Annotated in this window: 20 protein-coding genes; 8 read left to right on the forward strand and 12 right to left on the reverse strand. The window is 69.9% G+C overall.

Annotated features, from left to right (window positions below; genetic code table 11):
• The first annotated feature begins 15 nt into the window (after positions 1 to 15).
• Together OG331_RS19735 and OG331_RS19740 are read left to right on the forward strand one after the other, a co-directional pair.
• Positions 16 to 990 (forward strand): ATP-binding cassette domain-containing protein, encoded by a 975-nt coding sequence (locus tag OG331_RS19735; protein WP_406197999.1) that lies wholly within the window; start codon positions 16 to 18, stop codon positions 988 to 990.
• The gene (locus tag OG331_RS19740) at positions 987 to 1,778 is read left to right on the forward strand and encodes an ABC transporter permease (protein WP_406198002.1); all 792 of its coding nucleotides are present in this window, start codon (positions 987 to 989) and stop codon (positions 1,776 to 1,778) included. Before OG331_RS19735 ends, OG331_RS19740 begins: the two co-directional genes overlap by 4 nt.
• A 61-nt stretch (positions 1,779 to 1,839) precedes the next feature.
• On the opposite strand, the gene OG331_RS19745 is transcribed toward OG331_RS19740, so the two are convergent.
• Positions 1,840 to 2,637: a carbon-nitrogen family hydrolase gene (locus OG331_RS19745; protein ID WP_406198004.1), complete on the reverse strand. Its 798-nt coding sequence runs from the start codon at positions 2,635 to 2,637 to the stop codon at positions 1,840 to 1,842.
• Between the two features lie 92 nt (positions 2,638 to 2,729).
• On the opposite strand from OG331_RS19745, the gene OG331_RS19750 reads away from it, so the two are divergent.
• On the forward strand, positions 2,730 to 3,203 hold the full coding sequence (locus tag OG331_RS19750; RefSeq protein ID WP_406198007.1) for an SRPBCC family protein: 474 nt from the start codon (positions 2,730 to 2,732) through the stop codon (positions 3,201 to 3,203).
• A 7-nt stretch (positions 3,204 to 3,210) separates the two neighbouring features.
• On the opposite strand, the gene OG331_RS19755 is transcribed toward OG331_RS19750, so the two are convergent.
• Complete coding sequence (locus OG331_RS19755) at positions 3,211 to 4,152, reverse strand: helix-turn-helix domain-containing protein (RefSeq protein WP_406198010.1); 942 nt, start codon at positions 4,150 to 4,152, stop codon at positions 3,211 to 3,213.
• Between the two features lie 187 nt (positions 4,153 to 4,339).
• Between OG331_RS19755 and OG331_RS19760 the strand changes: the two genes are divergently transcribed.
• The gene (locus OG331_RS19760; protein ID WP_406198013.1) at positions 4,340 to 5,380 is read left to right on the forward strand and encodes an NAD(P)-dependent alcohol dehydrogenase; all 1,041 of its coding nucleotides are present in this window, start codon (positions 4,340 to 4,342) and stop codon (positions 5,378 to 5,380) included.
• A gap of 190 nt (positions 5,381 to 5,570) precedes the next feature.
• The gene (locus OG331_RS19765; RefSeq protein ID WP_406198015.1) at positions 5,571 to 5,954 is read left to right on the forward strand and encodes a VOC family protein; all 384 of its coding nucleotides are present in this window, start codon (positions 5,571 to 5,573) and stop codon (positions 5,952 to 5,954) included.
• Between the two features lie 29 nt (positions 5,955 to 5,983).
• On the opposite strand, the gene OG331_RS19770 is transcribed toward OG331_RS19765, so the two are convergent.
• From OG331_RS19770 to OG331_RS19795, 6 genes are all read right to left on the reverse strand, one after another.
• Positions 5,984 to 6,754 carry a group II truncated hemoglobin gene (locus OG331_RS19770; protein ID WP_406198017.1) on the reverse strand — a complete coding sequence of 257 codons (771 nt, stop codon included), beginning with the start codon at positions 6,752 to 6,754 and terminating at the stop codon, positions 5,984 to 5,986.
• Between the two features lie 83 nt (positions 6,755 to 6,837).
• Positions 6,838 to 10,149 (reverse strand): S8 family peptidase, encoded by a 3,312-nt coding sequence (locus OG331_RS19775; protein ID WP_406198020.1) that lies wholly within the window; start codon positions 10,147 to 10,149, stop codon positions 6,838 to 6,840.
• Positions 10,150 to 10,345: 196 nt separating this feature from the next.
• Positions 10,346 to 11,029 carry an ABC transporter ATP-binding protein gene (locus OG331_RS19780; protein ID WP_406198023.1) on the reverse strand — a complete coding sequence of 228 codons (684 nt, stop codon included), beginning with the start codon at positions 11,027 to 11,029 and terminating at the stop codon, positions 10,346 to 10,348.
• A gap of 154 nt (positions 11,030 to 11,183) precedes the next feature.
• The gene (locus tag OG331_RS19785; protein WP_406198025.1) at positions 11,184 to 12,668 is read right to left on the reverse strand and encodes an ABC transporter permease; all 1,485 of its coding nucleotides are present in this window, start codon (positions 12,666 to 12,668) and stop codon (positions 11,184 to 11,186) included.
• 158 nt (positions 12,669 to 12,826) lie between these two features.
• Positions 12,827 to 14,074 carry an Ig-like domain-containing protein gene (locus tag OG331_RS19790; RefSeq protein ID WP_406198028.1) on the reverse strand — a complete coding sequence of 416 codons (1,248 nt, stop codon included), beginning with the start codon at positions 14,072 to 14,074 and terminating at the stop codon, positions 12,827 to 12,829.
• Positions 14,075 to 14,294: 220 nt separating this feature from the next.
• Positions 14,295 to 14,648, reverse strand: a complete 354-nt coding sequence (locus OG331_RS19795) for a hypothetical protein (protein WP_328879664.1) — start codon at positions 14,646 to 14,648, stop codon at positions 14,295 to 14,297.
• A gap of 109 nt (positions 14,649 to 14,757) precedes the next feature.
• On the opposite strand from OG331_RS19795, the gene OG331_RS19800 reads away from it, so the two are divergent.
• Both OG331_RS19800 and OG331_RS19805 read left to right on the forward strand, forming a co-directional pair.
• A complete protein-coding gene (locus OG331_RS19800; RefSeq protein WP_406198032.1) occupies positions 14,758 to 15,096 on the forward strand; it encodes an LAETG motif-containing sortase-dependent surface protein in 339 nt (112 codons plus the stop codon).
• Between the two features lie 42 nt (positions 15,097 to 15,138).
• Positions 15,139 to 15,918, forward strand: coding sequence for a hypothetical protein (locus OG331_RS19805; RefSeq protein ID WP_406198034.1), 780 nt, complete (start codon positions 15,139 to 15,141; stop codon positions 15,916 to 15,918).
• Positions 15,919 to 15,989: 71 nt separating this feature from the next.
• Here the strand turns inward: OG331_RS19805 and hutH are convergent, their stop codons facing one another.
• The 3 genes from hutH to OG331_RS19820 form a co-directional block, all read right to left on the reverse strand.
• On the reverse strand, positions 15,990 to 17,528 hold the full coding sequence (gene hutH, locus OG331_RS19810; RefSeq protein ID WP_406210145.1) for a histidine ammonia-lyase: 1,539 nt from the start codon (positions 17,526 to 17,528) through the stop codon (positions 15,990 to 15,992).
• A 92-nt stretch (positions 17,529 to 17,620) separates the two neighbouring features.
• Entirely contained in the window at positions 17,621 to 18,769 is a 1,149-nt protein-coding gene (locus OG331_RS19815; protein WP_406198036.1) for a diguanylate cyclase domain-containing protein, read from the reverse strand.
• A gap of 108 nt (positions 18,770 to 18,877) precedes the next feature.
• On the reverse strand, positions 18,878 to 19,678 hold the full coding sequence (locus tag OG331_RS19820) for an enoyl-CoA hydratase/isomerase family protein (protein WP_406198038.1): 801 nt from the start codon (positions 19,676 to 19,678) through the stop codon (positions 18,878 to 18,880).
• 215 nt (positions 19,679 to 19,893) lie between these two features.
• Here OG331_RS19820 and OG331_RS19825 point away from each other — a divergent pair, with 215 nt between their 5' ends.
• Positions 19,894 to 20,541 carry a hypothetical protein gene (locus tag OG331_RS19825; protein WP_406198040.1) on the forward strand — a complete coding sequence of 216 codons (648 nt, stop codon included), beginning with the start codon at positions 19,894 to 19,896 and terminating at the stop codon, positions 20,539 to 20,541.
• A 7-nt stretch (positions 20,542 to 20,548) separates the two neighbouring features.
• On the opposite strand, the gene OG331_RS19830 is transcribed toward OG331_RS19825, so the two are convergent.
• Entirely contained in the window at positions 20,549 to 21,676 is a 1,128-nt protein-coding gene (locus OG331_RS19830; protein WP_328879669.1) for an adenylate/guanylate cyclase domain-containing protein, read from the reverse strand.
• Between the last annotated feature and the right edge of the window lie 34 nt (positions 21,677 to 21,710).

Consider the following 21,710-nt stretch of genomic DNA (forward strand, 5'->3'; position numbering starts at 1 on the left):
GAAGGAGCACCCCTCATGACCAACGTGGCCATCGCGGCGAACGGGCTGCGCAAGTCCTACGGCGACAAGCTCGTGCTCGACGGCATCGACGTGGCCGTCCCGGAAGGAACGGTCTTCTCCCTGCTCGGCCCGAACGGCGCCGGCAAGACCACCGCCGTGAAGATCCTGTCCACCCTCATCACCGCCGACGGCGGACAGGCCCGGGTCGCGGGTCACGACCTCGCCGCCGAACCGCAGGCCGTGCGTGCCGCGATCGGCGTGACCGGGCAGTTCTCCGCCGTCGACGGGCTGATCACCGGCGAGGAGAACATGCTCCTGATGGCGGACCTGCACCACCTGTCCAAGCACGAAGGGCGGCGCGTCGCCGCCGAGTTGCTGGAGCGCTTCGACCTCACCGAGGCCGCCAAGAAGCCCGCCTCCACCTACTCCGGCGGTATGAAGCGCCGCCTCGACATCGCCATGACCCTGGTCGGCAACCCGCGGATCATCTTCCTCGACGAGCCGACCACCGGTCTCGACCCGCGCTCCCGGCACAACATGTGGCAGATCATCCGCGAGCTCGTCTCCGGTGGTGTCACCGTCTTCCTCACCACGCAGTACCTGGAGGAAGCCGACCAACTCGCCGACCGTATCGCCGTGCTCAACGACGGGAAGATCGCCGCCGAGGGCACCGCCGCCGAACTCAAGCGGCTCATCCCCGGCGGACACGTCCGGCTCCGCTTCACCGACCCGGCCACCTACCAGAACGCCGCGACCGCACTGCGTGAAGCCACCCGAGACGACGAGGCCCTCGCCGTGCAGATCCCCAGCGACGGCAGTCAGCGCGAGCTGCGCTCGATCCTCGACCGGCTCGACGCCGCCGGCATCGAGGCCGACGAACTCACCGTGCACACCCCGGACCTCGACGACGTCTTCTTCGCCCTGACCGGCGGCACCGCCATCCCCCACCAGCCCAACCAGCCCAACCAGCCCAAGGAGAACGTCCGATGAGCTCCCTCTCCCTCGCCGTACGCGACTCCACCACCATGCTGCGCCGCAACCTCCTGCACGCGCGCCGCTACCCCTCCCTCACCCTGAACCTCCTGCTCACCCCGATCATGCTCCTGCTGCTCTTCGTCTACATCTTCGGCGACACCATGAGCGCGGGCATCGGCGGAGGCGGTGCGGACCGCTCGAAGTACATCGCCTACATCGTCCCGGGCCTGCTGCTGATGACCATCGGCAGCACCACCATCGGCACCGCCGTCTCCGTCGCCACGGACATGACCGAGGGCATCATCGCCCGCTTCCGCACCATGGCCATCCACCGCGGATCGGTCCTCATCGGACACGTCATCGGCAGCGTGCTGCAGTCGATCCTCAGCGTGGTCCTCGTCGGAGCCGTCGGCGTGGCCATCGGCTTCCGCTCCACCGACGCCACCGTCCTGGAATGGCTCGCCGCGTTCGGCCTGCTCGTACTCTTCGCCCTGGCTCTCACCTGGATCGCGGTCGGCATGGGCCTGTCCAGCCCGAACGCCGAGGCCGCCAGCAACCAGGCCATGCCCCTGATCCTGCTGCCCCTCCTGTCCAGCGCCTTCGTCCCCGTCAACTCGATGCCGGGCTGGTTCCGGCCGATCGCCGAGTACCAGCCCTTCACCCCGGCCATCGAAACCCTGCGCGGGCTGCTCCTCGGCAGCGAGATCGGCCACAACGGATGGCTGGCCGTCCTCTGGTGCCTGGGCCTCGCGGTGCTCGGCTACCTCTGGTCGACCTCGAAGTTCAACGACGACCCGAAGTAACTGCCATGACAACGCGGGCCATCCCGCAACGCGCTTCACCAGAGGGCGGCGACCGCAAAGGTCACCGTCCTCCTGGTGCTGCAATGGCCAGGACGCGATCGCGCAGGACGGGGAGTTCGGAGCGGATCCGGGCCACCTGGGTCATGTCGCAGTCCACCGTCAGCGTCTCCTGCGCGGTCCCGGCCTCGCCCAGCACGGTTCCCCACGGGTCGATGGCCATGCTGTGCCCGGCCTGCCGCATGCCGGCATGCTCACCGGTCGCGCAGCAGGCCAGGAGGAAGACCTGTTCCTCCAGGGCCCTCGTGCGCGTGAGGAGCTGCCAGTGGGTGAGACGAGCCGCGGGCCACGCGGCGGGCACCACGATCAGCTCCGCGCCCGCGTCGAGCAGGCCCCGGAACAGTTCGGGGAAGCGCAGGTCGTAACAGATGGCGAGACCGATCACGCCGAAGTCGGTGGGGACGGTGACGATGTCGTCGCCACCGCCCATCAGGGTCGCCTCGCCGGTGTCGAAGCCGTACCGATGGATCTTGCGATAGCGACCGCGCAGGTCTCCGGACCGGTCGAAGAGGAGGGCGGTGTTGTAGAGCGTCCCGTCCGCGTCCCGCTCGACGATCGATCCGGCGTGGAGCCAGGTGCCGGCCTGGCGTGCGGCGGCGGACATGACCTCGGCAGTGGGGCCGTCGGCCTCTTCGGCATCGCGCTGCCAGCCGTCGTACGCCCACGCCCCGGCCGTCCACAGCTCCGGCAGGACCACCAGATCGTCGCCTCTTCGCTCGCGTACCAGCGAGGCTGCCCTCCGGCGGCGCTCGTCGGCGGAATCCGACGAGTCCACGGAGAGCTGTATCAGCGAGGCACGCATGGCTGTCACCTCCGTGACCGTCCCCTTCTACGAGCGTAGGACGACAGCCGCTCTCCCGCGCGATTGTCGGACCCTGCTGCTTTCATGGGGGCATGGCCAACACAAGCGTCGTCGTGGAGCGGCATATCGCCGCAGGTCAGGGCCCTGTCTGGGAGGCCGTGACCGACCTTCGGGGTATGGAGCGCGTACTCAGTGGGGTGTCGAAGGTCGAGGTGCTCACGGACGGCGCCTTCGGCGTCGGTACCCGGTGGCGCGAGACCCGGAAGATGTTCGGGAAGGAGGCCACCGAGGAGATGTGGGTGACCGCGTGCGAGCCGCCCGAGCGGTATGTCGTGGAGGCCGAGTCGCACGGAACCCACTACGTCTCGGAGTGGGAGCTTCTCGCGGACGGGCCGTCGGCGACGACGGTCCGGATGACGTTCTCGGGCGCGCCCGTCGCGGGCTCCGGCGGCGTCGCGGGGCTGCTCGCGAAGATTCTCGGCGGCGTGGGTGCGCGCGCGGTGCGCAAGGCCATCGCGAAGGACCTGGACGATGTCGCCTCGGCGGTCGAGGGCCGAAGGCTGTAGACGGCCCCTACGCCCCCGACGTCCCCGTAGCCCCCGCCGCCCCGGCCGCCCCCGCCTTCGTCGCGTCCGCGCCCCAGCTGGCCAGCAGCCTCAGCGCCTCCGCCGACGGTGACCCCGGCTCCGCGTGGTACGTGATCAGGACCTGTTCCGTGCCGTCGGACAGGCGGAACGACTCGAAGTTCAGGGTCAGTTCGCCCACCAGCGGGTGCCGCAGGCGCTTGACGCCGTAGCTCTTCTCCTTGACGTCGTGGTTGGCCCACAGCCGCCGGAACTCCTCGCTCTTGAGGGAGAGTTCGCCGACCAGGGCGGACAGCCGCGGGTCGTCGGCGTGGCAGCCGGCGTCCATGCGCAGGAAGGCGACCATGTCGGACGCCTTCTGGTCCCATTCCACGAACAGATCGCGGTACTCGGGCTTCAGGAACACCAGCCGCGCCCAGTTCCGCTCCTGCGCCGGCAGCTCCGACCAGTCGCCGAAGACCGCCGCCGCCATCCGGTTCCAGGCGAGGATGTCCGAGCGCCGGCCCGAGACGTACGCGGGGACGCCGTCGATCGAGTCCAGCAGCTGCCGCAGCGCCGGCCGCACCTGCTCCGTCCGCTTGGCCGGCTTCTTCTTGTGCTGCTTCGGCTTCGCGAGATGCGTGAGGTGCGAGTGCTCGGCGTCGCTCAGGCGCAGGGCACGGGCGATCGCGTCCAGGACCTCCGCCGAGACGTTCCGCCCGTTGCCCTGCTCCAGGCGCGTGTAGTAGGCCACGGACACCCCGGCCAGCTGTGCCAGCTCCTCGCGCCGCAGGCCCGGCACCCTGCGGTGCCGCCCGAAGTCCGGCAGCCCGACGTCCTCCGGCTTCAGCCGGGCACGCCGGGTGCGCAGGAACTCGCTGAGCTCGGCGCGCCGGTCCAGGCTCGCGCCGGTGTCGGCGGCTCCCCTCATCGATTCGGGCTTATCGTCCATGCCTCAAGTATTCCCGGTCGTACGCACACCAGCCTGTCCCCGTCAGTGGTAGGACCGGCGGACGTACGTACAACCGGGGTCTGGGTACTTTCTGCGCTCTCCACCAGGCTGAATGCCGTGCCCGGACGGAAGCAGAACCAGACCAGAAGGCAGCCGGGCGCAGAACCCCCGCTAGGAGAACCCCGGCATGACCACCGTTGCCGCATACGCAGCACCCGCCGCCAAGGCTCCGCTGGAGCGCACCACGATCGAGCGCCGTGAGGTCGGCGAGTTCGACGTCCTGATCGACATCAAGTTCGCCGGTATCTGCCACTCCGACATCCACCAGGCCCGCGAGGGCTGGGGCGAGGCGATCTTCCCGATGGTCCCCGGTCACGAGATCGCGGGCATCGTCTCAGAGGTCGGCTCCGGGGTCACCAAGTACCAGGTCGGCGACCGTGTGGGCGTCGGCTGCCTGGTCGACTCCTGCCGCGAGTGCGAGAACTGCAGGGCCGGCCTGGAGCAGTACTGCACCGGCGGCGTCGTCGGCACGTACAACGCCGTCGGCAAGGACGGCGAGCCCACCTACGGCGGCTACTCGCAGAAGGTCGTCGTCGACGAGAACTTCGTCCTCCGCATCCCCGACGGCCTCTCCCTCGACGTCGCCGCGCCGCTCCTGTGCGCCGGCATCACCACGTACTCCCCGCTCAGGCACTGGAACGCCGGCCCCGGCAAGAAGGTCGCGATCCTCGGCATGGGCGGCCTCGGCCACATGGGCGTGAAGATCGCGCACGCGCTCGGCGCCGAGGTGACGGTCCTGTCGCAGTCCCTGCGCAAGCAGGACGACGGGCTGAAGCTGGGCGCGGACCACTACTACGCCACCAGCGACCCGAAGACCTTCGAGGAGCTGCGCGGCACCTTCGACCTGATCCTGTCCACGGTCTCGGCCCCGCTGAACCTGGACCAGTTCCTGTCCCTCCTCAGGACGGACGGCGCGTTCGTGAACGTCGGCGCGCCCGAGGAGCCCGTCGCGCTCAACCTCTTCTCGGTGATCGGCGGTCGCAAGACCCTCGCCGGCTCCGGCATCGGCGGCATCCAGGAGACCCAGGAGATGCTGGACTTCTGCGCCGAGCACGGCCTGGGCGCCGAGATCGAGCTGATCGCCGCCTCCGAGATCAACGAGGCGTACGAGCGGGTGCTGAACAGCGACGTGCGGTACCGCTTCGTGATCGACACGGCGACGATCTGATCGTTCGTTCCCTGTTCCAGGGCCCCGGAGCGGCACCGCTCCGGGGCCTTCGGCGTACCCGGCTCGTGGAGGGACGGAGCACCGGAGGAGTACGGCCGCCCCTCCTCAGGACCGATGTGCCGTGCGGCGGCCCTGCCTACCGTGAAACCAGGAGCCCGTCCGAACCGTGCACACGAGGAGGCAGCCCCCCATGACCGTCCAGCTGAACCACACCATCGTCGCCGCGCACGACAAGAAGGCCTCGGCCCGGTTTCTCGCCGACATCCTGGGCCTGGAGGTGAGCCCGCAGTACGGCCCCTTCATCCCGGTCGAGATCCCCAACGGTGTGACCCTGGACTACCTGGACTCGCCCGGCACGATCACGGCGCAGCACTACGCGTTCCTGGTGTCGGAGGACGAGTTCGACACGATCTTCGGCCGGATACGGGAGGCCGGTCTGACGTTCTGGGCCGACCCCTACCACCGCCGCCCCGGCGAGATCAACCACAACGACGGCGGTCGCGGCGCATACTTCGATGACCCGAACGGCCACAACCTGGAGATCCTGACGAGGCCGTACGGCAGCGGCGACTGACGCCCCGCGCTGAAGCCCCGCACCGAGCCTCACCCCTGATACGGCGGCATGACCCCCCAGTTCCACCTGGGCACCGGCTGCTCCGCCGGCGGCACCGCGTCCGGGCCGGAGAAGTACACCGCCAGCCGGGTCCCCCACTCCACGTACGCCAGGAACGCCGAGCGGAACTCCGCGTCCGTCGGCAGGCCGGCCTCGTCGGCGGCGTCCTGGATGAGGTTGACCCAGCGGCGGCGCTGGGGCTCGGTGATGCCGCGGCCCATGTGCTTGGCGACCATGTGGCCGTGGCCGCCCTGGGTCTCGGAGTAGGCGGGCGGGCCGCCGAAGACCTCGCCGAGCCACAGGGCCACGTGTTCCGCGTGGGCCGGGTCGAGGTCGGCGAACAGCGGGGCCAGGAGGTCGTCCTTGAGGACCTTGTCGTAGAACGCCGAGGTCAGCCGGGCGAACGCCTCCGCGCCGCCCGCCCAGGCGTACAGCGTCGGCACCGACGCGCCCGCGCCGCGTACCGTCGTCGGCTTGTAGTGGCGCATCTCCTGGATGTGCGGGATGTAAGGGCGGATCTCGGCGAGGAAGTCGGGGAACAGTTCCGACTCGCGGAAGCCCTCCAGGTGGTCCTGGGTCGACGTCCAGGTGATGCGCAGGATGAAGTGCTCGAAGTCGTCCTCGCAGCGGGCGAGTTCGTAGTCGACGCAGTGCGGGGACGCGGCGAGCTGGGCCGCGGCGCGGGTGTAGGCGGCCAGGAACTCGGCCGACTTCTGCTCGGGGATGCGGTACCGGATGTATTCCACCGTGTGAGCCGTCATGGCCTCACGGAAACACGAACCGCCCGCCGGAAGCTGCACTTCCGGCGGACGGTTCGCTATCGGCTCAGCCGGTTAACCGTGGCTCACTTGCCGTAGTACGCGTTGTAGATCGAGATCGTCGACTTGTTGCCCTTCTTGTCGGCGACCTTGGCGTGGAAGGAGACGGCCTTCCCCTTCGCCGGGTTCTTCACGGTGATCTTGCCGTTCTTGACGTCGAGCTTCTTCCAGGTCTGGCCGTAGTCGTACGACACGTACACGTGCAGCGACTTGAGGTTGCTGCCCGAGGCCGCGCCGACGACGGTGACCGGGAACGTCACCTTCTTGTCGGCCTCGACCCGGCTGTCCGGTCCGGTCTTGGCGCCGAAGCGGACCGTGGAGGCCGGGAGCGTGACCCGGTCCGCGGTCGACTTCTTGGAGCGGAAGGTCCAGCTCGCGTCGATCCGCGTGGACGCGGCCGCGACCTTGACGCTGCGCTTGACCGAGGTCGTCAGCTTGTACTCGGCGTCCGCGGCCGGAACGGTGAAGGCCTGCTCGCCGAAGAGCGGGTCGTCGTTGGAGGCGAGCTTGGTGCCGTTGCGGTACAGGTTCGTGGTCACCGCCGTGAAGTCCGACGAGCCGGCGTGCTTGCTCGCGTCGGCGAACAGCGGCAGGAAACCGTAGAGGTCGTTGCCCTGGCGGAACAGGCCGAATTCCTTGTTGATGTGCGGGCCGAAGACCGCCGTGTTGAAGGTCTTCGAGTAGCTCTGGCCCGCCTTGAAGGTCTGCGGCGTGCCCAGCGTGTAGAACGCGTCGATGACCGGGAAGCCGTCCGCGTCCTTGCCGGCGTACTGCTGGAAGTCCCACGTCCACTGGACCTTGTCCGACGTCGACAGGTACAGCGTCCGCGAGCCCGGCAGCTTCTGCTCGACCGGCGTGCCGAACACGACGTCCTCGGGGAAGGCCCCCAGGGGCATCAGCGCGCCGCTCTTGCCCGGAGCCGAGGCACCCAGGTCGTTCTTCACCTTGGCGAGCTCGCCCGCCTTGAAGTGGCGGACCTTGTCGCCCTGGACCTTCTTGACCTTGGCGGTGGTGGCGACGTCGTACTCGGCGGCGTCACCCTTGGTCCACTGCCCGTTCCAGGTCTGGGTCAGACCGCTCGGGATCTCCGGGCCGAGGTGCGCCAGGCGCAGGTCGGCGAAGGAGGCGAGGCCGACGCCGATGCCGATACCGGCCGGGGCATAGAAGTAGTTGGTGCCGGCGAGCACCTGCTTGGCCTGCGCGTCCGGCACGGTGATGTCGGCCGACTTGGTGGTGCGGGCGTCGATCGTCACGGAGGTGTTCTTGGTGACGCTCAGCTTCGGCTGGACGACCCAGTCGAGGCCGCCCTCGAAGTTCACCCAGTCCTTGGCGATCCAGGCATCCATCAGATACGTGCCCTTGGGCAGCCGCATCTTGGTCACGCCGGACTCGGTGACCGGCACCTGGAAGGCACGGTCCGTCGCCAGACCCGAGTAGCCGATCAGGTCGGTGAGGTACTCGGGGGCCGGCTTGCCGTCCTTGCCGATGTGCTTGACGGTGACGTCGTACGACTCGATCTCACGCTGCACCGCGGCGGCCGTACGGACGCTCTGCCCGCCGCCCGTCGCCGTCACGTACGCGGAGTAGGCGCCGTCGACCGTGCCGCCCAGCTTGGTGTCGACGGTGAAGCCGACGGAGGCCTTGCCGCCCGCCGGGACCGTCACCTTCGTCGCGCCGAGCTTGAAGAACCCGGCCGGAGCCGCCTGGCCCTTGGGGTTGGTGGCCGTCTCGGCGAGCTGGAGCGTGACGTCCTTCGTACCGAGGTTGCGGTACGTCAGCTCCTTGGTGACGGGCTTGTCGTCGGTGTGCGGCCACGCCTGCGTGCCGAAGCTCACCGACACCGGGTCGGCGATCACGTCCTGCTTGATGGCCTTGTCCACCTGGATACGGCCCGAACCCTGCTGGAACGGCGTGTACTTGCCGCCCTTGGTGGAACCGGTGAGGGCACCCTTGAGCTCGGTGTACGTCCAGTCCGGGTGCTGCTGCTTGAGGATCGCCGCCGCGCCCGCGACATGCGGGGTCGCCATGGACGTGCCCTCGATGGTCAGGTAGCCGGGCGGGTTCTCGCCGACCTCCTGCTCGATGAGGCTGCCCTTGGCGGACGCCGCCGTGATGGCCACGCCCGGCGCGGTCACGTCCGGCTTGATCGCGCCGTCGCCGAGCCGGGGGCCGGTGCTGGACCAGGGCGCGAGGACGTCCTTGTCGTCGACGGCACCGACCGTGAGCGCGGCGTCCGCGCTGCCGGGCGAACCGACCGTCTCCGGACCGGAGTTGCCCGCCGCGATCGCGAAGAGGATGCCCTTCTCGGCGGACAGCTTGTTGACCGTCGCCTCCAGCGGGTCGATCTCCGGGGTGTCGCCGCCGCCGAGGCTCATGTTGACGACCTGGGCGCCCTGGTCGGCCGCCCACTCCATGCCGGCGAGGATGCCGGAGTCGTCGCCGAAGCCGCCGTCGTCGAGGACCTTGCCGTTGAGGATGTCGGCGCCGGGCGCCACGCCCTTGTACTTGCCGCCGGACCTGGCGCCGGTGCCCGCCGCGATGGACGCGACGTGCGTGCCGTGGCCGACCTTGTCCTCGGCGGTGGCGGCGGGGGTGAAGTTCTTCGCCGCGACGACCTGGTCCTTGAGGTCCGGGTGGGTCGCGTCGACCCCGGTGTCCAGGACGGCGATCTTGACGCCCTTGCCGTCGTAGCCGGCCGCCCACGCCTTGGGGGCGCCGATCTGCGCCACGGACTTGTCGAGGCTGGCCTTGCGGACGCCGTCGAGCCAGACGTGCGCGATGCCGGAGGCCGCCTTGTCGCCGTTGGTGAGCGCGTCCCACAGTTCGGGCGTGTCCCGGTGCGGGGTCTGCACCGCGTCCGCGTTCAGGGACTTCAGGGTCCGGCGGAGCTTGCCCGCGTCTCGGACGTCCGCCTTGGCGCCGGCGGCGGCGCCCTGGTAGCCGACGATCACCTTGAGGCCCTTGGCCTGGGAGGCGCGGCTCGCGGACTTGTTGAGCTCGGAGATGTCGAACAGTCGCCGGTCGAGCCGGCCGGTGGCGACCAGCCGGGCCGCGTCGGCGGGTATCACCAGCGTGCGTCCGTCGACCTTGCGGATCTGTACGGGTATGTGCTCGCGCCCCTTCGCCCGCTCCATGCCGACCACGCGGCCCTTGGAGTCGACGGAGACCCGGTCACCCGTGATCAGGGTGATGCGGTGGGGGGACGTGAGCGAGGCAGCGGCGCCGGACGGGCGCTGCTCCGGTTCGGCCGACGCCGGGCTGGTCATTCCCGCGGCGAGGGCGACGGCGGCGGCCGTGGCGACAGAGGCCGCGCCTACTCTTTTGAATTGTCTGCGCAAGTTTCCCCCTTGCAGAAGGTCCGGGCGAATTACCCCGTTCACCCGGCCGGGGGAGGTCCCGTACGCATGCGCGCCGCCCCCCGGAATACGGAGTATGCCGAGGGGCGATCAGACACCTCAAGAGATGAGAAGAAGGTAAGAAGCACGCCGGCCGACTGTTACGCGACGGCGCGAACTCCGTTACGCAGTCGCCGGGTTACGCCCCCGCGTTCTCCTTGACAGTGATCCGCCCCTTGCGGATGGTCGCCAGCCGCGGGGCCTTTTTCGCGATCGCCGAGTCGTGGGTGACCATGATGAAGGTCAACCCGAGCTCCTTCCACATGCGTTCGAGTACGTCCATGATCTCGTCGCGCATCGACTCGTCGAGGTTTCCGGTGGGTTCGTCGGCGAGCAGAACCTTGGGCTGCTTGACGAGTGCTCTGGCTATCGCGACGCGTTGCTGCTGGCCGCCGGACATCTCGGACGGGAGGTGTCCGAGCCGCTCGCCCAGGCCTACGGAGTGCAGCGCCTCGGCGGCCCGTTCGCGCCGCGCCTTCGCCTTGACCCCGAGGGGGACGAGGGCGGTCTCCACGTTCTCCTGTGCGGTGAGGGTGGGGATGAGGTTGAACGACTGGAAGACGAAGCCGATGTTCTCGCTGCGGACCTTTGTCAGCCGGGTCTCGGAGAGCTTGGCCAGGTCGGTGCCGTCCAGCACGACCTCGCCGGAGGTCGGCCGGTCCAGGGCACCGATCATCTGGAGCAGGGTGGACTTGCCGCCGCCGGTGGGGCCCTGGATGACGAGCCGGTCGCCGTCGGCGATGGTGAGGTCCACTCCGTCGAGGGCGTGGATGGATTCCTTGCCTCGGGTGTAGCGCTTGGTGACGCTTCTGAGTTCGTACATGGGGTGCTCCTGGGTGGGGTGAGGTTCGGGGGTGGTTCGCGTCGTTTTCGGCTGCGGGTGAGTGGGGGCTGGTGGCGCAGTTCCCCGCGCCCCTTGGGGGGTTGCAGTCCCGCCGAGCCACGGCCGGCCTCGGCCCAGCCCCCGCCGACGTCGGCTACTCGACGCGCCGCAGTGCGTCCGCCGGGCGCAGCCGTGACGCGCGCCAGCCGCCGAACGCGCCCGCGATCAGCCCACCCGTCACCGCGAGCCCGACCGCCAGCGCGACCGTCGTGAGGCTCACCGGTGCCGTCAGGGCGACGTCGAGTGTCGTGCTTGCCGTCTGCCGCCCGGGGCCGCCGCCCCCGAAGCCACCCCCGCCCGGGCCGCCGCCCATGCCGCCGCCACCGCCACCCCCGCCCAACTGGGCTTGCAGCGTCGGGCTGATGGCCGTCACGACGTACGCTCCCGCAAGGCCGATCGCGATGCCCAGTGCCCCGCCCAGCAGCCCGTTCACGATCGCCTCGCCGACCACCTGCCGGGTCACCCGGCCCGACTTCCAGCCCAGCGCCTTCAGCGTGCCGAACTCCCGTACCCGGCGCGACACCGCCGAGGAGGTCAGCAGCCCGGCCACCAGGAACGCGGCGATGAGCACCGCGATGGAGAGCCACTTGCCGACGCTGGTGGCGAGGGAGGACGCCGTGGACAGGGAGCCGGACACCGTGTCCGCGAGGTCCGCGGAGGTCGTCACCGTCGTACCGGAGATGTTCTTCTGAATGGCCGACTTGACGGCGTCGATCTGCTGCGAGTCGGACGCCTTGACGTAGATGGTGGTGACCTTGTCCTTCGCGTCGGCGAGCGTCTGCGCCCGCTTCAGCGGGATGTACAGGTTGGCCGCCGCGTCGCCGCTGTCGGGCGTGGCGATGCCGATCACCGTGAACTTGGTGCCCTTGACGGTGACGGTGGAGCCGACCTTGAGCTTCTTCTCCTTGGCGTAGGAGGTGTCGGCGACCACGACCTTCGCGTTGGTCTCCGACGACTTGAACGTACGACCGCTGGTGACCTTCGAGGACGTCAGCGGGCCGAGCGCGGGCTTGGTGACGTCGGCGCCGTAGACGGAGTAGCTGTTGACGTCGAAGTCGGCTCCGCCGCCCCGCACTTCGCCCTGCGGCTGGCTGCTGCCGCCCCCGCCCTGCCCGGGCCCGCCGCCCTGCCGGCCCCCGCTGCCGCTCTGGTCCTGCTGGAACTGCCCCCGCGTGAACTGCCCGCTGACCTTGACGACCTGAAGGCTCAGCCCGCCGACGGCGTCCGAGACACCGCTCTGCGCACCGACCTTGGTCACGGTCGAGCTCGCGAGCGTCTGGAAGCCCTGGACCATGACACGGTCGGTGGACTGCTCCTCGTCGGAGCCGTCTTCCCGGGCGTCGAACTGGAAGCGCGGCCGCTCGGAACTGCTCGCGGCCGGCTCGGCGGCCTTGGTGACGGTCATGTCCGTGCCCAGGCCGCACAGGGACTGCAGGACCTTGTCCTGGGCCTTGCTCATGCCGGAGGACACGGAGTTGACCACGATGACCAGCGCGATGCCCAGCGCGAGTCCGGAGGCGACGACGAGGGCCGCCTTTCTGCGGCGGCGCAGCTCGCGCCTCAGGTAGGTGAAGAACATGCGCCGCAAAGTAGGTACGGCGCGTGATGAAGGGATAAGGCCGAAATAAGAGATGGATGAGAAGGCTGGGAGCAGCCCCCAAAACACCGATGCCGCCCCTGGGGGCGGCATCGGTCAGTTGTGAGGGGACTGTGCGGCGGCTACGCGCGCGGGACGGATCAGGCGGCCGAACCGGCCTTCCACTGCGCCCAGTCCATGTTCCAGCCGTTGAGGCCGTTGTCCGGCGCGATCGTCTTGTCGCCGGTGTTCTGGACGACCACGACGTCACCGACGATCGAGTTGTTGTAGAACCAGTAGCCCGCGGTGCCCTTGTCGTTGGCGCCCTTGGTGTCGGACAGGCCCACGCAGCCGTGGCTGGTGTTCACGCTGCCGAAGATGGACTTCGCACCCCAGTAGTTGCCGTGGATGAAGGTGCCGGAGCCGCTGAGGCGAATGGCGTGCGGCACGTCCTTGATGTCGTACTCGCCCTTGCCGTCGTCGTCCGTGAAGCCCACGGTCGCGCCGTTCATGCGCGTCTCCTTGAACTTCTCGGACATCACCATGACGCCCTGGTAGGTCTTGTTCTCCGGGGAACCGGCCGAGATCGGGATGGTCTTGATGGTCTTGCCGTCCTGCGTGACCTTCATCTGCTTGGTCTTCGCGTCGACGTAGGAGACCTGGTTGCGGCCGATCTTGAAGGTGACCGTCTTCTCCTGGACGCCGTAGACACCGTCGGCGCCCTCGACCCCGTCCAGGGCCATCTTCAGGGTGACGGTCGAGCCCTCCTGCCAGTACTCGTCGGGCCGGCAGTCCATGCGGGTGTCGTTGAACCAGTGACAGGCGACTTCCTGACCGCTGGTGGTGGAGACGGTGACGCCCTTCTGGACGGCAGCCTTGTTGCTGATCGACTTGTCGAAGTTGATCGACACGGGCATGCCGACGCCGACGGTCGAGCCGTCCTCCGGCGTGAAGTAGCCGAGGAAGCTGTTCTTCGGGGAGACCGTGGTGAAGGAGGCGTTCTCGTGGGCGTCCAGGCCCTTCGTGTCCTTCGCGGTCACCGAGATCTTGTAGGTGGTCGAGCGCTCCAGCTGGGCGCTGGGCTTCCAGCTGGTCTTGTCGGCGGATATCTCGCCCTCGACCGCGGCGCCCTCGGCGGTGGTCATCGTCACCTCGGTGAGCGTGCCCTTGCTCACGGTGACGGCGGCGGAGTTGTTGATGGAGGCGTTGTCGGTGCCGTCCTCGGGCTTGATCTTGATCTGGGCCTCGGAGGTCTTTTTGGCAGCCGCCTCGTCGACCTTGGCCTGCGAGGAGTCGCCCCCGTCGCTGCCGGAGGCACTGTCGCCGCCGGAGCAGGCCGAGAGCACCAGGACACCGCCGAGCAGTGCGGACGCGACCGTCAGGCCCTTGCGCCGCCTACTGTTCGTCATCACACGCTTCTCCATCTTCCCGAATCCCCAGAACCCCGAGAGTCCCCGTCAAGGATCTTCAACGCTACGACCGGTTCATCCCGTTCCACATTCCCCGCATGTGTGGGGCACACCACGTCTGCTGAACGCAGGTGGTGCGGGTTTCGGTCAGTGCGCCCCATGAGACGACGAAACCCCGGGCGGCGGTTGCCGCCCGGGGTCACGATTTCCCCAAGACGCCTCAGCCGGCCCGCTCGGCCACTTCGCGGTCGAAGTCCTCCTCACCATCATCCTCGCCGAGGTCCCACTCCGGCGAATCCGGGTCGTAGTCGATCCGCTCGCTGGACCAGGAGGCCTGTGCGAGCTCGACTCCCGGCACCTCGCTGACCAGGTCGAACGGATCAACGAGATAGGCGAGGGCCTCGGCAGTGTCTTCCGTCACAGCGGCTTCGGCGTGGGCTCGTTCGTCGACCGGCATGGTGACGTCGTCGGCGATCCGCCGCAGGGCGGCCTTGGTCACGGCGTCCCGCTCGTCCACTTCGAGGACGAGCTCCACGCGAAGCCGTACAAACCGTGATGTTTCTGCAGTACTCATGCCCGGAGAGTACGGCCCTTTTCTCCCGTGACTTTCCCGTGACCCGCGACTTTCACTAACATCGCCCCACACGGCCAATTCGCCAGCGCCACAAGGGGATCGATATTCCGTGTCCGCCGCTCATCGATCGACGTCCACCGCACGCCGATCGCTGCTGACCGCCACCGCCGCGGGAGCCCTGCTGGGCGCCCTGTGGTTCGTACCCTCCGCGAACGCCACGGGCGACGGGCCGGCGAGAACGGAGCCCACGGCGATACCCACGGCCCAGGTCACCCAGCAGGCACGGGCCGCGTCCGCGAGCGCCGACGACAGCACCGGGGACGGCACCCGGCTCGCCGACACCGGAAGCTTCGACACCACGCCGTACATCGTCGGCGGGACCGTGTTCCTCGCGCTGGGCGCGGGCTTCGTCGCCTACTCGGTACGCCGGGAACGCCTCGGCTTCTGAATTCACTTGACGATTCCTTCACATCGGCTTCATAGTCCGCCCATGAAGAGATCATCGGGCGTGCGTGCAGCCGCCACGGTTGCCGTGAGCGCACTGTCGCTCGCCCTTGTCACGGGTTGCGGTGGGGGGTCGGACGACTCGAACGGGTCGGACGGGCAGGCCGCGAAGGCGCTCAGCGCCGCGGAGTTGAAGAAGGCGATCATCGCGCAGAGCGATGTCGAGGGTTACGAGGTGGACGCGTCCGGCAAGCAGTTGCCGAAGTCCAAGGACCAGATCAAGAGCAGCGAGGCGCAGTGCACACCGCTGGCCTACGCCATGGGCGGGCTGCCGCCGGGCGATTCGGCGTCGAACGCGGCCGTCATGACCCGCGAGAAGAAAGAGAAGCCCACCGACAACGCCTCCAAGTCCCTCGAGGACCTGGGCGAGGGCGAGATCGAGGACTCTCTCACCAACGCGATGAGCCTCAACATGACGGTCGTGGGCCTGTCCTCGTACGACGGTGACGGCGCCACCGAGACCTTCAAGTCCGTGTCGGACGCGGTGAAGAGCTGCTCCGGCGGCTTCCCCGTCACCATGCAGGGCAGCGACCAGAAGCTCACCAAGATCACCGCGGAGAAGGCGTCCGGTGCCGGTGACGAGTCCGTGGCGTTCACCGCGGTCAGTGAGCAGGACGGCGACACGGGCACCACGCACATCGAGGTGGTGCGGCACGGCAGCACCATCGCCACGTACTACACGATCAACCTCGGCCTGATGTTCACGGACAAGCCGTACGACGTCCCGGCCGCCCTGATCGACGCCCAGAGCGCCAAGCTGAAGTAACCGGCTCCAGAAGTAACCCGCTCAAGCGGCGTCGGGGCCCTGTCGGTCGTACGACAGGGCCCCTTCGCTTGTCACTGGAGCGGCCCGGTGACCTTCTCCGCGGCGGTGACCAGCTCCCCGCCGCGCACGAACGCGTCGGCCGCGGCGAGGTCGGGTGCCAGGAACCGGTCGGGCCCGGCGCCCTGGACCCCGGCGTCCCGTACGGCGTCGATGACCGCCTGCGAGGCCGGCGCGGGGGCGAGCCCCTCCCTCAGTTCTATGGCGCGGGTGGCGGCGTAGAGCTCGATGGCCAGGACGCGCGTGAGGTTGTCGACGGCGGTACGGAGCTTGCGTGCGGCCGACCAGCCCATGGAGACGTGGTCCTCCTGCATGGCGGAGGAGGGAATCGAGTCGGCGGACGCCGGAACGGCCAGCCTCTTCAGCTCGCTCACCAGCGCCGCCTGCGTGTACTGGGCGATCATCAGACCCGAGTCGACACCGGCGTCGTCGGCCAGGAACGGCGGCAGCCCGTGGCTGCGGTTCTTGTCGAGCAGCCGGTCGGTACGCCGCTCGGCGATGGAGGCGAGGTCGGCGACGGCGATGGCGAGGAAGTCGAGCACGTAGGCGACGGGCGCCCCGTGGAAGTTGCCGTTGGACTCCACGCGTCCGTCGGGCAGCACGACCGGGTTGTCGACGGCGGAGGCGAGTTCCCGCTCGGCGACGAGCCGTGCGTGCGCCAGGGTGTCGCGCCCGGCGCCGGCGACCTGCGGGGCGCAGCGCACCGAGTAGGCGTCCTGGACGCGGGGAGCGTCGTCCTGGTGATGCCCGGTCAGCTCCGAACCCTTCAGCACGGCGAGCATGTTGGCGGCGGAGGCGCCCTGTCCCGGGTGCGGCCGGATGGCGTGCAGTTCGGGCGCGAGCACCTTGTCGGTCCCGAGCAGCGCTTCGAGGCTGAGCGCTGCGGTGACGTCGGCGGACTTGTAGAGCGCGTCCAGGTCGGCGAGGGCCATGACGAGCATGCCGAGCATGCCGTCGGTGCCGTTGAGGAGGGCGAGCCCCTCCTTCTCACGCAGTTCGACGGGGGCGATGCCGTGCGCGGCAAGCAGCTCACCGGCGGGCCGCACGCTCCCGTCCGGGCCTTCGGCGTCCCCCTCCCCCATCAGTGTGAGGGCGCAGTGCGAGAGGGGAGCGAGGTCACCGGAGCAGCCGAGGGAGCCGTACTCGTGGACGACGGGCGTGATCCCGGCGTTGAGCACGTCGGCCATGGTCTGCGCGACCTCCGGCCGTACTCCCGTGTGCCCCGAGCAGACGGTCTTGAGCCGCAGGAACATCAGGGCCCGTACGACCTCCCGCTCCACCCGCGGCCCCATCCCCGCCGCGTGCGAACGAACGATGTTGCGCTGCAGCTGTGCCCGCAGCTCCTGGCTGATGTGCCGGGTCGCCAGGGCGCCGAAGCCGGTGGACACGCCATAGACGGGCTCGGGCTTGGCCGCCAGCGCATCCACGATCCCGCGAGCCGCAGCCAGCGCCGCGACCGCCTCCTCCGACAGCTCGACCCGGGCCCCACCCCGCGCCACGGCAAGGACGTCGGACGCGGTGACCCCGGACGTCCCCACCACCACAGTGTGCATATCCATATTCAGGAGCGTACGCAGTGAAGACGAAGATGTCACTAGTGGGTGGGGGGTACACCCCTTACACGCCGGTCAGCACAGCCGGCGGCTCACGGCAGGCGCCCCCGGAACCGCCGCCGCTCCACCGCCCCCTCCCCGGAGGGCTCCGCGTCGGCGAGGCGTACGACCGGGTCGTCCGGCCCCTCCCGCCCGGCGATCACGGGCCTGTCGGACAGCACGGCCTTGGCCTGGTACTGCGCGGCATCGGCCAGCCGGAACAACCGCCGGGCAGAAGGCACGGCCCCGATCGGATCCTCCGTGGACGCGACCCCGCACGCCACCCCCTCCCCGAGCTCCAACTCGGCGGCCCGGCGGCACAGTTCATCCGCAGCCTTCACCACGTCGTCGGCGGCCGGCCCGACGGCCAGCAGACAGAACTCGTCACCGCCGAGCCGCGCCGCGAGAGCGCCGGGCAGCATGGCGCCGCACAACGACAGAACCGACCCGAACCGCTCCAGCAGACGGTCACCCACCGCATGCCCCTGGGTGTCGTTGACCCGCTTGAGCCCGTTGAGGTCGCAGACCACGAGGCTGACCACGACCCCGTCCCTGCGATGCCGCTCGATGGCCTCCTCCAACCGCACATCGACGGCACGCCGGTTGGCGAGCCCGGTGAGCGCGTCGGTGAACGCCAGCCGCCGCGCCTCCTCCAGCCGCTCGCTCTGCGCAAGGCCGGCGGACACGACGGAGGCGAGCACGGTGGCGAAGTCGGCATCCCCGCGGTCGAAGACGGGAGCCCCTGCGGACCGGGCCACGTAGAGCTCCCCCCACGCCCGCCCGTTCAGCACGATCGGCGCGACGACACAGCACCCCCGCCCCCGCCGCCGCAGGGCGGCGACCCGCTGGTGGCAGTAGCCGGGCTGCCCGGCGGCGGGACCTTCGGCCGTCTCCACCCAGGCGTTGGGCTCCCCGCCGGCGGCCCACCGCTCATGCAGGAACTCGGTGATCTCCGGGAACTGATGCACGGGATAGGCCTCATCCCCGGGGAACTCCTCCTCCCCCTGGGTGCGGTCCCCGACGTTGACCAGCACCCGCAATCGCCCGAGCTCCCGCTCCCACACCGACAGCGCGGCAAAACTCCCGGCCAGCGCCCGACACGCCCCGAACGCCGCAGCCCGCCAGGACTCCCGCGGGGTGTGCACCGCCGCCATCCCCTGCGCCAACGCCACTACGGCCGCGAGCCGTGTGTCCTCACCCATCACTCCAGGTTAGGGAGGTTTGCCATGATTTGGGACTTTGGTGTGGCGAACGGGGAGCTCAGCACCGGCCCGCAAGCCGAAAGACACCGTCACTCCCCCCGGCCGGCCTCACTCGCCGGGCCACTCGGGCTTCCGCTTCTCGTTGAACGCGGCCACCCCCTCCGCCCGGTCCCCCGAGAACGCCGTGGCCCGCCAGGCCGCGTCCTCGATCTCCAGCCCGGCCCTCAGGTCCATGCCGTGCCCGACCCGCAGCGCCCGCTTGGCGGCCCGCAGTCCGACCGGCGAGTTCGCGGCGATCCGAGCCCCGAGGGCCAGCGCCTGTTCCCGGTCCTGCCCCTCTTCCACCAGCTCATCCACCAGCCCGAGCTCCCGGGCCTCGACGGCCTCGACCCGGCGCGCGGTGAAGATCAGCTCCGCGGCCCTGGCCGCGCCCACCCGGCGCGGCAGCAACTGCGTGCCCCCACCCCCCGGAATCACTCCGACCGACACCTCGGGCAGTCCCACCACAGCCGTGCGGTCGGCCACGATCACATCGCAGGACAGCGCCAGTTCGAAGCCGCCCCCCAGCGCGAAGCCGTGCACCGCCGCGATCGTCGGCACCGGCAACTCCAGCACCCCCGTGTACGCCCCCCGCGCCACCGGCCGCTGCCGCACCAGATCCGCATCGCTGAAGGAGTTCCGCTCCTTCAGATCCGCACCGACACAGAACGCCCGCTCATGCGTCGAGGTCAGAACGACGGCCCGTACGCCGTTGTCCGCACCCAGTGCCGCACACGCCCCCGCGATCGAACGGGCCATCTCCGTCGACACGGCGTTCATGGCCTTGGGCCGGTCGAGTACGAGCTCCGCGACATGTCCGGGCCCGTGCCTGCGCACCAGCACGAACTCCCCGTACCGCTCCTCACTCATGACACCCTCCGGTTAACGCGGGTTAACAACACTCGCCCCGATCATCGCAGCCGGACCCCGCCGGGGAAAGGCCCACCGCGGGCGGTTCCCGAGTCGAGTCCCGACACCCCGTTCGAGTGACATCCCGCCCAACTCCCGCCCTACCGCCAACGACAGCACATAACGTGCGCGAGCCACAGCGCATTGGGGGCGCGAGCGCGTTGGGAGGGGTCGTGATGGGTGTGACGGCGGAAGGACCGCAGGCGAGAGGCGCGGCGGCGCGGAGTACCGAAGCGAGCGAGGCACCGGCGGACACCGAGGCGAGCCGCCTCTTCGGCCCCCGCGGCCGCCATCGCCGACCCCGCCCCCGCAGGGTCCTCCTCGCGGCGGGAGGCCTCGCCCTGGCCGCCGGCGCGCTGAGCCTCGTACGCCTGACCCCCGACTCCGACGTCACCGGCCTCGGCGCGGCGGAAGCCGACCCCACCCCGGTCCCCGGTACGGACACGGACAGCGCGACCAACGCCGCCGCCGCGATCCCGACGACCACCCCGAAGCCGAGCCCGTCGGCGACCTCCGCCATGGGCGGCCTGGGAACAACACCGACGACGGGCACGATCGTCGTACCGACCACGAACAGCCCTGCCACCACGCCGCCCAACGGCCGGGGGCGCCCGGCGGACGACGCCGCGGCGCCCACTCCCGCACCGGACGCACCGGCCACGACCGGGCAGGCGCAGCAACCGGCCCCGGCCCCTACCAAGACCCCGGCCCCGAGCCGGACCGCATCGAACCCCCCGGCCCCACGGCCGGACGACCCCGACGACGGGAGCGTGTGCATCCCGATCATCGGCCTCTGTGTGGACCACGTGACCGGCGGCGGCTGAACGGCGTTCAGTCCGCCGGCAACGCCCTGCGCGTCAACAGCCAGGGCTCGACGACCCCGAGCCCTCGCACCGGCCGCTGCCACATCGGCTGAAGCGCAAACCGGTACACCGGCGACTCCTCGCCTTCCTTCTCCGCCGCGAGAGCGGCCTCCGCCGCCTCCGCCTCGGAGGCCGGGGCCTCACCCGATCGAATGAGCTCCTCGGCGAACGCACTGTCGACGAGGACGGCGTCACGCGGAGCTATCGACGTCAGGCGCGAGGCGAGGTTCACGGTCGTACCGAAGACATCGCCCATTCGGGTGGTCACCGTGCCGAAGGCGATGCCGACGCGCAGCTCGGGCATCGTCTCGTCGTTGGCCATCGTCTCGATGAGCCGCAGGGCGATCTCCGCGGCGACCGCCGCGTCGTCGGCCGAGAAGAGCACCTCGTCGCCGAGCGTCTTGACCAGTCGCCCGCCGCGCGCGGCCACCAGGTCGGCGGCGGTGGTCTCGAAGGCCTCGACGAGTTCGCCGAGTTCCTCCTCCTCCATCCGGCGGGTCAGCCGCGTGAACCCGACGAGGTCCGCGAAGCCCACGCACAGCCGCCGGTCGACCATCTCCTCGTCGTCGGCGGCCTGCACGACCCGGCCGGTCGCGGCGGCGAGCTGGCGGCGCCAGACGTAGACGAGGAACTCCTCCAGTTCGGGCAGGAGCAGCTCGACCAGGGGATACGTCACCTCGGTCCGCGTCATCCCCGGCTCCGGCGGCTCGGTGAGTCCCTCCAGGAACGAGTCGATCTGCCAGTCGGCCAGACGCGCGGTGGTCTGCCCGGTGGATCTGGCCACCTGCACGGCCATGGCCTCGCTGAGCAGCCCCGCCTCGACGAGACCGGCGAGGCGCCTGAGCGCCAGGACGTCGGCCTCGGTCAGCGCCTTGGCCTGTCCGATGTCGGCGAAGCCCATGGCCCGCCAGAACCGGGACGCCAGCTCCATGGAGACACCGGCGCTACGGGCCGCCTGAAACGGGGTGTAGCGCCGCTCGGCACCGAGGATGAGCTGTTCGAGGCGCAGCGCGAGCGGATCCTCGCCGGGGTCGGCGTCGGGGGAATCCACCCGGCCGTCCTCGCCCGCGCCGGAGCCCGTGTCGTCGACGGTCACGCCTGCTGCCCTTCCGATCTGCCGCGGTCAGTAA

The organism is Streptomyces sp. NBC_01017 (assembly GCF_045162795.1).
Lineage (GTDB): Bacteria > Actinomycetota > Actinomycetes > Streptomycetales > Streptomycetaceae > Streptomyces > Streptomyces machairae.

Coding starts and splice junctions, on each gene's coding strand:
- OG331_RS19735 (WP_406197999.1), top strand. CDS start 16: ATGACCAACGTGGCCATCGCGGCGAACGGGCTGCGCAAGTCCTACGGC.
- OG331_RS19740 (WP_406198002.1), top strand. CDS start 987: ATGAGCTCCCTCTCCCTCGCCGTACGCGACTCCACCACCATGCTGCGC.
- OG331_RS19745 (WP_406198004.1), bottom strand. CDS start 2,637: ATGCGTGCCTCGCTGATACAGCTCTCCGTGGACTCGTCGGATTCCGCC.
- OG331_RS19750 (WP_406198007.1), top strand. CDS start 2,730: ATGGCCAACACAAGCGTCGTCGTGGAGCGGCATATCGCCGCAGGTCAG.
- OG331_RS19755 (WP_406198010.1), bottom strand. CDS start 4,152: ATGGACGATAAGCCCGAATCGATGAGGGGAGCCGCCGACACCGGCGCG.
- OG331_RS19760 (WP_406198013.1), top strand. CDS start 4,340: ATGACCACCGTTGCCGCATACGCAGCACCCGCCGCCAAGGCTCCGCTG.
- OG331_RS19765 (WP_406198015.1), top strand. CDS start 5,571: ATGACCGTCCAGCTGAACCACACCATCGTCGCCGCGCACGACAAGAAG.
- OG331_RS19770 (WP_406198017.1), bottom strand. CDS start 6,754: ATGACGGCTCACACGGTGGAATACATCCGGTACCGCATCCCCGAGCAG.
- OG331_RS19780 (WP_406198023.1), bottom strand. CDS start 11,029: ATGTACGAACTCAGAAGCGTCACCAAGCGCTACACCCGAGGCAAGGAA.
- OG331_RS19785 (WP_406198025.1), bottom strand. CDS start 12,668: ATGTTCTTCACCTACCTGAGGCGCGAGCTGCGCCGCCGCAGAAAGGCG.
- OG331_RS19790 (WP_406198028.1), bottom strand. CDS start 14,074: ATGACGAACAGTAGGCGGCGCAAGGGCCTGACGGTCGCGTCCGCACTG.
- OG331_RS19795 (WP_328879664.1), bottom strand. CDS start 14,648: ATGAGTACTGCAGAAACATCACGGTTTGTACGGCTTCGCGTGGAGCTC.
- OG331_RS19805 (WP_406198034.1), top strand. CDS start 15,139: ATGAAGAGATCATCGGGCGTGCGTGCAGCCGCCACGGTTGCCGTGAGC.
- hutH (WP_406210145.1), bottom strand. CDS start 17,528: ATGCACACTGTGGTGGTGGGGACGTCCGGGGTCACCGCGTCCGACGTC.
- OG331_RS19815 (WP_406198036.1), bottom strand. CDS start 18,769: ATGGGTGAGGACACACGGCTCGCGGCCGTAGTGGCGTTGGCGCAGGGG.
- OG331_RS19820 (WP_406198038.1), bottom strand. CDS start 19,678: ATGAGTGAGGAGCGGTACGGGGAGTTCGTGCTGGTGCGCAGGCACGGG.
- OG331_RS19825 (WP_406198040.1), top strand. CDS start 19,894: ATGGGTGTGACGGCGGAAGGACCGCAGGCGAGAGGCGCGGCGGCGCGG.